Origin of the sequence: Psychrobacter luti (assembly GCF_014192115.1) — a bacterium.
Taxonomy (GTDB): Bacteria; Pseudomonadota; Gammaproteobacteria; order Pseudomonadales; family Moraxellaceae; genus Psychrobacter; species Psychrobacter luti.
Genome location: NZ_JACHXL010000002.1, coordinates 46,717 through 60,400 on the forward strand (window position 1 = coordinate 46,717; position 13,684 = coordinate 60,400).

Sequence of the window (13,684 nt, forward strand, 5' to 3'; positions counted from 1 at the left end):
TGCTATATGATGTTAATTAGTGATAGTTAGCGCCCGTACTTGTAAGCCAGCACTCTCTTGGCAGCTTTTTTTCTAATTACTGTGCTGCTTATTCTGTCGCCTATTTTGTAGACTGTAAGGTAATCATCCATATCTCAGAACGCGTACCCAATCTAAATGGCACCGCACCAATACCATAACCTGAAGTCACCAAAAACTGCGTACCTTCAATATTTTTGGCACCATAAACCAGTGGCGTAAACCATTTTAGCAATATCGTTAAAGGAAATATCTGCCCGCCATGCGTATGCCCTGATAGATGTAAGTCAATGGGTAAGCCTTTTATTTGTGCTAAATCGGCAGGGCTATGCTCTAAAAATATTACCGGTTTATCAGACCTCACTTCACCAAGTAAATCTGTAGCAGCAGGGCGTGCAGGATCTGTTTCATCCGAACGCCCTATCAATAATACTGAGTTATCCAACCATACACTTTTATTATCAATCACCTGAATGCCTGCCCGCTCGACTGCTTTGGCAATAGCAACTTGATTACCTGAATAATCATGATTTCCTAAAGTAGCATAGACACCGAGAGGTGCTGTTAATTTTGATAAATACTCATGCATATTGGTATTGTCATAAGCATCAGTAGAATCATTCATGATATCGCCCGCGATAACGACGACGTCTGGGCTTTGAGCATCAATCAGCGTGACCATCTTATCTATCTGCCGATTGCCAAACCATCTACCTAGATGAGTGTCAGATACTAAAGCAATCTGCATTGGTTTATTAAGTGGCTTATCTGTCGTTACTTCCAAGTGATGTACGACAGACGAATAAGCATTAAATACTGCTAAACCCACAATACCTACATAAATCACAGCAGCAACAGCTCTCATGAGCTTTGGATGGTATTTTTGCTTCAGGATATAGACATAAACCAAGGTAATGACAGCAGTCATTAAGCCTGCATACAACATAAAGCCTTGTAAAATACTAACAACCAAATAAACATGAAAGCGCTCGTGCCAAAACTCACTCAATCCGTAGACAAGAAAAGCATTATTAATTATAAAAGCACTTAAGACTAAACCAATCGTAGCCAAGCGCTGTTTTGGTTTGATAAACCAGTACAGTATTACGCTACTCATCATCGCAAGCAGCTGGGTAAAAGTAATAAAAAGCCACATAGTAAAATTGAATCAAACAAAGACGGGCTTATAGTACGCCAATATTCTTACCTATTGTAGACAGCATGATTGTTTATTGAAACTATATAAAGGTTTTAAAAGATCAAGGTTATAAACAGTTATCAAAGAACCAGCTTATTTTAAGGAGCGTATTGTTTCACATGAAACAATACATTGTGTGAGTTGATACGGCTTATATTTAAGAGATACTTTTTTCGCTACTCACTTTTTATATTTGCTACTTATACTTTCTGCTCTAACGCTTGCTTAAGGGTTGGCTGTTTGAATGTAAAGCCCGCATTGAGTAACGCTTGTGGTAATACCTTTTGCCCGTCAATGAGCAAGGTCGACATCTCACCAAACATTAACTTTAATAAAAATTTTGGTAAAGTAAAAAACGTCGGACGATGCAGCCACGCGCCAATTGTCTTGGTAAAAGTATGATTAGTCACAGGGTTGGGCGCGGTTAAGTTGTAGACCGCGGCTGGCGTATCATTTGCTGTGTTTAAAGTATTGCCCGTATTATTTAAATGAGCTTGCTGCTGACCAGTAAGGTGTTGCTCTATAATAAAAATAGCCGCCCTTACCCAATCTTCACGGCTGATCCAACTCATGATTTGCGTACCATCAGCCAATTGACCGCCAACGCCCATTTTAAAGGGTGTTAATAACTTACTAACCATACCGCCCTCAGGATGGATAACGACACCGGTGCGCACGATAGCAACAGGAACGCCATAATCGGTGGCTTTTAATGCCAATTGTTCCCAATCGTCACATAATTTATGCGAAAAATCAGTGTTAAAGTCGCTGCTCTCAATTAAAGGCTCATCACCTTGATCGCCATACCAGCCGATCGCTGAACCGCTCACCAACAGCTTAGGTTTAGTATTAATGCACGCTATAAAAGCAAGTAGCGCCTCGGTAGGCTGTACACGGCTGGCGAGCAGTTGCTCTTTACGTGCATCGCTCCAACGCTTATCTGCAATCCCTGCACCCGCTAGATTTAAAATGACATCAAAGCTTTTATCGAAGTTCGTCAGCTCATCATAAGTCATCATCTTGATATCGACAGGATGTGGCTGACTACTATCACGGGTCAGCCACGTAACCTGCACTTCCTTATTCTCACTTCGATAGCGCTTGATAAGGGCTTCACTAAACGCGCTACCTAAGAATCCTGAGCCACCACTGATTAGAATATTCATTGGTTATTGTCCTTATATTTATCCCAGCTTTTTATCAGTGTGACAAAAAACCTCTTACAAAAACAAGAGGTTAATTGTAGGTATAAGGCTTAGAGCAGGATTGGATATAAATATAGGATTTAGCAGTATCGGAGATTAAAATAGGCAGTGATAAACAGGTAAAAAGAATAAGGTAACTTACTGGCAGTTGGCGGCTATTATAAAAAATTGATCAGACTTAAAAGTGGACTAACGAATCACTTGCCCCGTTAGCGCATCACTGATTTGACTAGGTAATAGATAGCCAAGCGTCTCGCCTTTTAAATACCCGACTTGTTCGTTTCCATGCATATTAGCTGAGGATTTGGCATCATCTTTTTGATTAGAATTGACACTATTCTCATTGCTTAGAAAATAAGCCTGCGCTTCTGCTAATGATAAAGCAGGCTGCTGACCAGAAGGGTTACAGCTGGTCGAGACGACAAAACCATAAGGGTTCTGGACTGAAACCACTTGTTGACACAGCTGCTGTACCAAAGGATGGTCGATAACCCGCACCGCCACGCTATTATGAACGCCGGTTATCCATGCGGGAATATGAACAGTCAGGTTTGGCGCTAAAGGCAATAACCAAGTATGTGCCTGCTTAGTGCCAGCATCAGAATTAGAGTCGTTATGCCAGCTTTCTAACACTAACTGGCGTTGCTCATCACTTAGATAATCTAACAATGCTGTAAGTCGACTGGCGCTATCGGTGACCACTATCATGCCCTTCTCTATCGATCGCTGTTTGATGGCCAAAAGCTGCTGCACCGCTTGTTGATTAAAGGGATCGCAGCCGATACCCCAAACGCTTTCGGTTGGATAAGCAAGCAGCTGCCCGTCTTGAAGCCAACGTACAGCTTCAACGACAGAATCAGTAATGAGTGGTTTGGATGTAGACATAGCTGAAGGGAAAAGAAAAAGTGTGAGAGGATATAATACAACTTTAATGATAAGCAAAGTAGCACGTTTAGAGATTTCTTAAAATCGCGTTTTGATTAGAAACAACATTACACGCGCAAATAACGCCCACCTTGCACACTGATAATCCCTAATAATTCAAGCTCCATAAGCCGCCCAATCAGTTGCGGTGGTATCAGGTTAGTAGTAATTAATAATGCATCTAAATCTTGCCCATGCCAGTCAAGCTGCTCATAAACCTGTGTTAAATGCTCGGGAATAGCGATAGCATTGGAAGAAGGTTTGATATTAGATTGCGGCACGTGACCAATAGTTGTGGTAGAAGTTCTGTCTGTATTTAGAGAATGAGAGATTTGGCTAATATTTTTTTGAGTACTGTTTTCTTGTGTGCTACTAGCTTCTGCATTATCTGATGGCTGATAGCTATGGCTTTGATAGCTCAATCCTAATTGACTATTGATATCTTCAAGAACTTGCTGTGGATGGTAAATCAAGGTTGCGCCCTCACGTATCAAGTGATGACAACCTTCAGCATTGCTATTGTCGATATGACTTGGAATCGCAAAGACTTGCTTGCCTTGCTCAGAGGTTAGGCGCGCAGTAATGAGCGAGCCACTTTGGATAGTGGCCTCAGTGACAATGGTCGCGAGGCTGAGTCCTGCAACTAATCGATTACGGCGTGGAAAGGTATGCTTATGTGGCTGCGTATGCGGTAGCAGCTCACTAATGATACAGCCGCCTTGCTCGATAATCTGGCTAAATAATTTATCATGATGATTAGGATAATTAACATCAATCCCCGTACCCATCACGCCGACCGTACGACCTTGATATTCTGTATCAACTTGAGCCAATGCACCTAAATGTGCACGCTTATCAACACCCATGGCAAGACCGCTGGTGATGATATAACCTGCTTGCGCTAAATATTGCGCCATATCAAAAGTGATTTTTTGGGCGTGGGTAGTAGGTTTGCGGCTCCCAACGATGGCGATTTGCGCTTGTTGCAAACGTGATTTATCGCCACGATAAAATAATAAAGGCGGCGGGTCATAGATGTCTAGTAATTGCGGAGGATAGTCGGACTGATCGGCAAATAGCAGACCATATTTTCTATCTAGCAGTGCCTGTTGGATGGTATCGATAGTGACTTGCGTTTGCTCTAGCTGTTCGTGACGCTTAAGATGTGTACTATGAATACCAAGCTGTCGCCATGCTTCTACTTTCGCACCCCGAGCAAGCTCTGCACTACCAAAAGAAGTAACAAGTTTATGATACGCCGATAATGACAAATTCACTTCAGTCCACAGCGCCAATACTGCGCGCTGCTCATCGGATAAAAGAGAAGAGACTGCGGTCACGGTCATAAGCGCTTAACTCACAGTAACTGACGGAGATGATGGCTCAATAGAGACTCATGTCATTATAAGTAAGGCGGTGGTAAGAGCTGATCACCGACGTTGAGCGGTAGCTCAGAGTCAAGCACATAAGCATAGCTGATATTATCAAAGGTATTAAAGACCATCACCATACCAGTATGCTCACTTGGTAAACGTACTGGGGTATCGTTGTCCTTGATATCGCGTATGACAGCGCCTTTTTGATAAACGGTCAATACATCACCAGGTTTGGCACCTTGCGTGCTACCTAAATTGATAGCAACCACGCTGCCTTTAGCAGCTGAGCTGATAGAATCCATGACGCGGACAATCATACCGCCACGGTTGACGACAGCAGGCGCTGGATAAAATACTGGCGGGATAGAATTGTTTAACTCTACAAAAACGCGGTCGCCTTCACGGACTTCTTTGCCATAACTGTCAATAAGCTGCAAGCTCGTGACACCGTTGGTTTCTGTAGAGGTGACCAAACCAGTAGCAACTTGGGTGACTTCTAGACCAATGATGTTTTGTGTTTTAGGGTCAACATACTTCTCGCCTTCACGGTAAACACCATAGCGCTGTCCAACGATAAGTGGTACGCCTTTGGCATAGACTTTATCGCCGCTTGCCGTAATTAAATTGCCTTTTTTCGAGGCTAAAATATAGGGCGTGGTATTAAAATCTGCTGGATTAACAATGATTGTCTTATCGAGCCAATGCTGAATCGCAGACCATGGAATAGGCGGAATGCTATTAGCGGTTGAAGTGACTGAAACTGTGCTAGACACTACATTGCCCGTCAACTGCTTCTCAACGCCCGCACAGCCCTCGCCTGTATCAACGCCAATCAAAGTCTTACCTTGAATCACACATAAAATAAGAATGTCGTTAGGATAAATAAGGTCAGGGTTTTTAATTTGCTTATTGGTCGCCCAAATCTCTTTCCAGCGCCATGGACTGTCTAAATAGCGCCCTGAGATATCCCATAAGGTATCACCTTTTTTGACGATATAACGATTGGGTGCGTCCGCTTTGATGGTCGGTGGTGGATTATTAGCGTGGGCAGTGGTCATCAGCATTGCACCACTAAATGTCGTCACCAATAGTGCTTTTGCTATCTTTTTTAAGCTCATCTTCATTGTTATATCCACAATATGTAGCGCTATTAGCGTCGAATCTGGTCTACTTAAGTCTATTACTTAGGTTTAAAAACTAATTCCAGTCATTAAATAATCACCAGAAAATAAAAACACAAAAGACTTAAACATCACCATCATAAAGCTTCTAGAGCAGCTGTTCAGTGTTGTCGACTGATACGATTGACGGGTTTGATTGCTAAAAAAGCGCCGAACATGATGATGACTCGCCGACGCTGTTTCTAATATTACAATTATATCTACCATAACACAATCATAAACACTTTATTACAATAGCGTAACCTTTAATTGGATATTAATTTCAATGAATACTGTATATAAATAAGCTACCTACGCAAGATTCGGCTTTACATGTTGACGGATTTGCTCAGCGACCAATTCAGCCTTGTTATCTAGCACCACCACATGCTGCTGTAAGTCTTCTAAGCCTTCGGTATGAACAGGGCGAGCAATCTCTATTTGCCCAATTGCTTCAACGATGGTATCGGCAAACTTAACCGGCAATGCCGTTTCTGCACAAACAATCACCTCACCCTCGCGCTGTAGTTCTTTGGCAACCTTGATACCATCAGCAGTATGCGGATCGACTAGCTCGCCATGCTGCTCATAAAGCGCTTTAATGGTTTGCAGGCGGTCACTATGGGTAGATTTGCCCGCAGCAAAACCGTAGCGAGTGTTTACCGCCTCCATTAGCTCAGACAAATCAAAACCTTGACCAGATTTCACACCTTCAAATAATTCATGAACGCGGGCGCTGTCTTTATCTAATAGCAAATAAACAAAACGCTCAAAGTTAGAGGCTTTGGATATATCCATTGAAGGGCTTGAAGTGACGTATGTTTTATCGGTCGGACGTGGCTGATAAGCACCTTTATTAAAGAAGTCGTTTAACACGTCGTTTTCATTGGTCGCGACGATTAAACGCTCAACTGGCAATCCCATTTCACGTGCAATGTGACCGGCACAAATATTACCAAAATTACCTGAAGGTACGCTAAAGCTAACTTTTTCATCGTTGTTTGAAGTGACGGCAAAGTAAGCTTTAAAGTAGTAAACAATTTGCGCTAGGATACGACCCCAATTGATAGAATTAACCGTACCTAAGTTATAAGCTGCTTTAAACTCTGCATCTTGCTGTAGTGCTTTGACGATGTCTTGGCAATCATCAAACATACCGTCGATAGCAATATTGTGAATATTTTTATCAGTCAGGCTATACATCTGCGCGCGCTGGAATTCACTCATTTTGCCATGCGGTGACAACATAAATACTTCGATATTTTCTTTACCGCGTAGTGCGTATTCTGCTGCACTGCCCGTATCGCCACTGGTCGCACCAATGATGGTAATACGCGCGTCTTTTCTTTTAAGCACATATTCAAAGGCATTGCCTAAGAACTGCATAGCAACATCTTTAAATGCTAATGTCGGACCATTCGATAAACCTAAAATGTATAGATTATCTTCAAGCTTGCGCACAGGAACAATCTCATCAGAACCAAATATCTCAGCGGTATAAGTGCGCTCAATAATATCTTGCAAATCAACGGCAGGAATATCAGTCGCAAAGCGCTGCATAATCGCCATCGCAAGCTGTGGGTAGCTCAGCGCACGCCACTCAGTAAGCGTTGCACTATCAATATTCGGATAATGCTCAGGCAACATCAAACCACCGTCTGGCGCAAGACCCATTAATAACACATCACTAAAATCCATCGGCGCTGTCTGACCACGGGTACTGATATATTTCATTAGATTGTCCTGTCTACAATGAGATGATTAATTAAAACAGTTTATTCAGCGGTTTTGTACAGCAAGGCATAATAAAAACCATCGCCGCTCTCGCTGTCTATTGGCAAGCACTGACGACCAATCGCCTGTTCAATACCCCAATTACAATCGTCGCTAAATTCAACAGCTGCTACATTATTATAGTAAGTCATGAAATCCTGCATCTGCTCGACGTTCTCTTGCTTTAGGATAGAGCAAGTAACATACAACAGGTAACCGCCAACCTTAAGCTGTGGCCAAAGGTTATGCAAGATATCTGCTTGTAAGAGTGCCGTTTGCTCGATGTCTTCTTCGGTACGCAAGATACTTATATCAGGATGACGACGAATCACACCAGTCGCCGTACAAGGTGAGTCTAATAGTATAGCGTCAAATACGAGCTTACTCTTTTTCTTACCGGCACCTTGCCATGTCGTTGCGTCAGCACAGACAATATTGAGTTCGATATTTTTCTCAGCTTGCTGCAAGTCGTGCTGACTTAAATTCAAGCGCTGTAGATTAGTGTGAATGCGCTCGATACGTGGCGCTTCATTATCTATCGCAGTAATCTTAACTTTCGAAATCACAGGCGACGTTTCAGCACTGTCTTGTTTCACGTGAAACAACGAAGACTCATTTGAGCTGATTAATTCTAACCAATGAGCAAGCTTACCACCCGGCGCTGCACAAGCATCTAAAATGCGGATCTCGTTGTTGCTCGTATCCGTATCGTCGTCTGCATCATCTTTTTTAACACTCAGCTTATTAAGTAAAACGTTATGGATAAGCGGCGCGGCAAGCTGTGCATGCATATCTTGCACACTAGCCGCCCCTTCAGAGAATTGCGGCAAAGCATTGACTGCCGTACTTTGATGTAGTCTTAACCCTTTGGTTAATATGCTATTAGATGCGGCTGCATCCGATGAGTTGGGTAAATTAAAACCACTCGTTAGCTCAACCAAATCTACTTCAACTTCAAACTCCACCAATGCTTGCTGATAACCCTCTACCGAGGTAATCGCTGTATTCACTCGCAAAAACATCGGCGCGGGTTGACGTAAACCCTGCATCAGATCGTCATACTGCTCACTCCAGTCTTGTTTAAGTTGATAGGCAAGCCAATTGGGTAAACTGTGTTTTTTATCACACTTTTTGCGGAACTTACTTGGGTTCTTAGCAACTTTACGCAAGATAGCATTGATTAAACCTGTCGCATGCGCAAACTCAATTTCTTTTGCCGCTTCAACCGTTTCGTGAATCGCCGCATGGTCAGCCACTTGCAAATAGAGCAACTGCGTCAAACCTACTTGAATAGTCGTACGTACTTCTTTTTCATCAATAGGGTTGTCAGCTAGACTATCGAGTAGACGCTCAAGGGCATACCACTGACGCAACGTGGTTAGCAATAGCGCATGAGCAAAACCTTTATCGCCATCATGCAAACTGTTTAATAGCGGATCAAGGACGCTCGCTAACGACTGACCATTTTGAATCGCCAGTAAAGTGCGAATGACGCGGACGCGGACGCTACCATTCATGATCAGGTTGCTTGACGGTTTGAGCTTATTGTTTCTTGGCGCAGTGCTGTTTTGTCTCATTAAATTGAATTTCCTTGACGTCTGGTCGAGAGCGTCTGATAAAAGTTGGATTGCTTATTATTAAAGTAGAGTAAGCGTAATTGAATTATTTTGATTCATGAGTAAATTCGTCACCATCGTTTAACTGATTACCATTGCAAACTTGCTCGGCGGTCATCGGCTTACCACCCGCAAACTGCAAATAAGTAATCGCCAAAGTCATGGCTGATTGCTCTGTCTCACTATCCTTATCCTTGCCACAAGCTACTAATATAGCTTTGCGTCCTACGCTAATAACAGTGCCAGCAGGCTCATTGGTTTGCTGTGATGAATTTACTGGCAAGCTGGCTAAAATTTTGACGCGCTGCCCTGCCAAAAAAGTATAAGCACCTGGCCATGGAGTCAGCCCACGAATTTGTCGTTCAATCTCAGTAGCGGATTGCGTCCAGTCAATTTCGCCTTCGGTTTTGACCAATTTTTCAGCATAATTGGCTTGGCTATCATCTTGAGCTAGCGCCTGTGCTTGATAGTGCGTCAAGTCCTTTAAGACGGTATTAATGGCTGTTGCCCCAAGCTCAGCCATTTTATCATGCAGGCTGGCAGCCGTATCATCAGACTCAATAGGAGCGCTGATTTTATAAAGCATATCACCAGTATCAAGCCCTTTATCCATCTGCATAATAGTAATGCCGGTATCAGAATCGCCCGCCAATAATGCACGGTGGATAGGCGCTGCACCACGCCAACGCGGCAACAGTGAAGCATGAATATTTAGACAGCCATAAGTCGGCGTGGTCAATACACCAATCGGTAATATCAGACCATAAGCAGCGACAATCATCACATCAGGCTGGTAGGTACGTAAAGTCTCACGTGCTGCCATGCCTTCTGTGCTAGATTTTTTAAAGGTAACTGGCTGCTCAACCGCAATACCATGTTCTAATGCCACTTGCTTGACGGCAGACGCTGATAACTTTTGCCCGCGCCCTGCTTTGCGGTCAGGCTGGGTATAAACCGCAACGATATCTATATTGAGCGCTGCCTGCTGCTTGATAAGAGACTTAAGGCTAATAGCAGCAAACTCAGGTGTCCCAGCAAAAACTACTCTTAAAGGGTTGGCAGCAGTCTGCACCTCAGTGATAGAAGTTTGCTTAGGTTGATTGGCATCAACACATACATCAGATTGTGCAGCAAGTGTGGTCATAGTCAGGCATTATTTATAATTAATTTGCCTATTATAGGTGAGTTTGTGGTGTTGTGCCATGATTGTAATAGCAGCCATCCAACGCTACTAATGGTGCTATTTATCTCTATAATAGTAAGCAAGCTCAGCTACTTATTTATCAAATAAGCCACGGCAAGTAAATCTGTCAAATTTACCATTATTTTATGATATGCCATCATGCCGACTTACTGTCGATTTAGGGTCATACTTTTATGCAACAGTTCCAGTCTCTACAACGCTTGCTGATTTTTTATACGCTGACATTATTGGCGATGTTGTCAGTGTATTACGTCACCATGTTTTATGAGATAAGGCAGGATAGTAAGCAAGACAGTATAGAGAGTTTTTATGAATTGCAGTATGAGATTTCTGAGCTTGCCAACCCTGATAATACTGACATTAAAAAGGTCTTAAAAAAGCCGTTTATAAAAGACATAAGCTACCAGTTAATTTTTATGATGCCGTCTGGACAGACTTATATTCATCGTCATACCCGCCCTAATGAGGGTGAGTTTAGGGGTATTACCTTTCCTAATGTCATCACCTCACTTCCTTCTAGTAGCAATCATTATAGTGCCTCTACGGTAAACAATAACAGTTTAATCGGCACCATTGAGCTTGAAAGTGGTCATAAGATTTATACCATCCTGCGTCATAAGCCGCTCGATATCAATTGGACATCCTATCGCTATTGGCTGCCCTTAATGATAGCCATCATGTTTTTTACTATGGCATTATTGTATACGCTAAAACGCCGTGCCAATTGGGAACAGCTTCTGGTTTATACCGATGAGTTAAGTAGCCATGCAAAAGATGCCTATATCGCGCCGCCGTTTATTGAAAAAAAAACCACGGCTGAGTTTTTGCGCTTAGGTCACGCGCTTAGCCGCATCAGCTATCAGTTGCATAATAATCACCGACGCATTACCACCCTAAAACATCGTCTTGATCGGTTGGTTGATCATGCGCCGCTGCCCATGCTGATGATTATGAGACATGGTCAAATTAGCTTTTTTAATCAGCGTTTTGAGCAAGTATTTGCAACGCCCTTTCAAAGCGATAGCAATTATCAATTAACTGATTTTGTTTTTGCAGAAGACGAAACAACCCAAGCACTACTATCTAAACTGGCAGAGCTGCGTGTCACTCGTACGCTACTGGTTTATGGATTGCATAACAAAAAAGCCTATCAGTTGCATATTACTCCGTGGTTTGGCGAGCATGGACAAGTGCATGGCTTTACTGTATTACTAAATAATATCAATGAGATGGTCAATCAAAGCGCGGATTTACAACAACGAAACCAGCAGCTACAACGCCAACTTGATGAGTTTAATACTCTTAAATCAACTTTGGGTCATGATTTACGCCTGCCTTTAGAAGCAATGATTGATACCTTAGAACCTATTGATCCTATAACTTTGACGGTTGCTCAAAATGAAATTTTAAACACCTTAATGCAGACCAGTCATTCTATGCTTACTATGCTTAATGATATGCTAGATATCGGTGAAATAGAAGTACGGAAAACGCGCCTAAATATCGAGGCGGTCGACCTTTATAAACTTGGGCAAGAAGTTAGTCAATCAGTCGTAGAAAGAACTAAAGATCAAGGGCTAGAGCTCCTGTATTTCTTTACACCGGACAGTCCGCGTTGTATCGATACTGACCATAAGCGCTTGCAGCAAATATTACGATATTTATTGGATAATGCGGTTAAATTTACCACGGCTGGCTATGTGGAACTGACCATTGATACTGTGAGCAATGCAGAAGTATTGTTTATTAAAAACCGAACTTTAATAGATGTTAATAAAGACTCTAATACCCCTAAAACCACTGAAATCAATAACGACAATGCCAGTCATTCAGCGCACGATTGGGTTCGATTTAGCATAAAGGATAGCGGTATAGGCATTGATATAGCAAAGCAACACCAAATCTTAACTTATCTTAATCAGAGCAATAATCAAAATAACCGCCAAAGCCAAAATAGCAATCAAGCCAATAAACCAAGCGAAAACCAGCACCTTAACTACATTCAAAATAATAGCACTGAGAAAGGGCTTGGGTTAAATAACGCCAATAGTTTTGCGCGCTTATTAGGTGGTTTTATTGAAATAAAAAGTACGCTAACTAAAGGCAGTACTTTTAATCTTTATCTGCCTTGTAAGCGTCCAAATTATCAGTTGGTCTACCATCTTAATCCCCATCTGACCCAGATTCATCTGCTTGCGGTAATCAAACAACCGCTACGTGCTGAACATCTGCGCCGTTTGTGCGCCTATTTATCGATACCAGCCACCATCTCTACTTTTATAGATAGAAGCGCGCTACAGCAACTGAGAGAGAGGTTAGCCAAAGAGGAGCAGAGCCTCGCTCCTATCTTGCTGCTAGATTATGAATACTATGAAGAGGTAAATATCGCGCTGACCAACGCCAAAGATATAGGCTTCGAAAAAACAAAAAGTATAAAGACAGGCGATATAGCTACTGAGCATAAAAAAGCAGAAGATGAAGTGTCTGTCCATATTGATAGACAACAAGCTTTAAACAGTTTACTTGCTGATACTGCGCTGCCAAAGATATTGGTTAGCATGAAAGCTGAACGCCGTATTCCTTCTATATTATTAGATAGATGTGACGGCTTTTTAAACAAACCAATCGATGTGGCATTGTTACTATCTGAATTATTGCGTTTGACATTGCCAGTCAGACAAACCCTGATACAACCAGAAAAGATTCAAGAGGACATCCAAGAGAATACTCAAGAAAATAGTATCCAATTAATCACAGCTGTAGAAGAAGCTAGCAGTGAAACCCTAGCACCATTAATATTAGTAGTAGAAGATAGTTTAACTAACCAAAAAATAGCCTGTAAAATATTGGCGAAACTTGGCTATCGTAGTGTGGTTGCAGAAGATGGGCAGCAAGCGCTAGATAAATTAAAAGAGCAGCGCCAAGAAATTGCGCTTATTTTGATGGACTGCCGGATGCCAGTGATGGACGGACTACAAGCGACCCAAGCTATTCGTGCGCAAGGGGATGATATTCCTATCGTTGCACTGACGGCAAATAATACTGAAGAGGATCGTAGCGCCTGCTTGCAAGTTGGTATGAATGAGTTTCTAGCCAAGCCTATTAACAAGCTTAAACTACAACAGATTTTGCAAACGTTTATTAAAAGCTAATAAGCGTTCACAATACTTGTCAGGCTTATTAGGTTAGCATCACAGCTAAAGCAGTGTA

The 13,684-nt window shown here is 42.3% G+C and carries 9 protein-coding genes; 1 reads left to right on the forward strand and 8 read right to left on the reverse strand.

Annotated features, from left to right (window positions below; translation table 11 throughout):
* Positions 1-100: 100 nt before the first annotated feature.
* The 8 genes from FHS24_RS04600 to fmt form a co-directional block, all read right to left on the reverse strand.
* Positions 101-1,174, reverse strand: a complete 1,074-nt coding sequence (locus tag FHS24_RS04600; protein WP_183619245.1) for a metallophosphoesterase — start codon at positions 1,172-1,174, stop codon at positions 101-103.
* 242 nt (positions 1,175-1,416) lie between these two features.
* The gene (locus FHS24_RS04605; RefSeq protein WP_183619247.1) at positions 1,417-2,382 is read right to left on the reverse strand and encodes an epimerase; all 966 of its coding nucleotides are present in this window, start codon (positions 2,380-2,382) and stop codon (positions 1,417-1,419) included.
* A 228-nt stretch (positions 2,383-2,610) separates the two neighbouring features.
* The gene (locus tag FHS24_RS04610) at positions 2,611-3,306 is read right to left on the reverse strand and encodes an L-threonylcarbamoyladenylate synthase (protein ID WP_183619254.1); all 696 of its coding nucleotides are present in this window, start codon (positions 3,304-3,306) and stop codon (positions 2,611-2,613) included.
* Between the two features lie 107 nt (positions 3,307-3,413).
* Positions 3,414-4,691, reverse strand: coding sequence for a DNA-processing protein DprA (gene dprA / locus FHS24_RS04615; RefSeq protein ID WP_183619261.1), 1,278 nt, complete (start codon positions 4,689-4,691; stop codon positions 3,414-3,416).
* Positions 4,692-4,747: 56 nt separating this feature from the next.
* Complete coding sequence (locus tag FHS24_RS04620) at positions 4,748-5,845, reverse strand: LysM peptidoglycan-binding domain-containing protein (RefSeq protein WP_183619262.1); 1,098 nt, start codon at positions 5,843-5,845, stop codon at positions 4,748-4,750.
* Positions 5,846-6,193: 348 nt separating this feature from the next.
* On the reverse strand, positions 6,194-7,615 hold the full coding sequence (gene thrC, locus FHS24_RS04625) for a threonine synthase (RefSeq protein ID WP_183619263.1): 1,422 nt from the start codon (positions 7,613-7,615) through the stop codon (positions 6,194-6,196).
* Between the two features lie 41 nt (positions 7,616-7,656).
* On the reverse strand, positions 7,657-9,231 hold the full coding sequence (locus FHS24_RS04630) for a transcription antitermination factor NusB (protein ID WP_183619264.1): 1,575 nt from the start codon (positions 9,229-9,231) through the stop codon (positions 7,657-7,659).
* An 85-nt stretch (positions 9,232-9,316) separates the two neighbouring features.
* Positions 9,317-10,414: a methionyl-tRNA formyltransferase gene (gene fmt / locus FHS24_RS04635; protein WP_183619265.1), complete on the reverse strand. Its 1,098-nt coding sequence runs from the start codon at positions 10,412-10,414 to the stop codon at positions 9,317-9,319.
* Between the two features lie 233 nt (positions 10,415-10,647).
* On the opposite strand from fmt, the gene FHS24_RS04640 reads away from it, so the two are divergent.
* Positions 10,648-13,626, forward strand: a complete 2,979-nt coding sequence (locus tag FHS24_RS04640; RefSeq protein WP_183619267.1) for a response regulator — start codon at positions 10,648-10,650, stop codon at positions 13,624-13,626.
* Positions 13,627-13,684 lie beyond the last annotated feature (58 nt).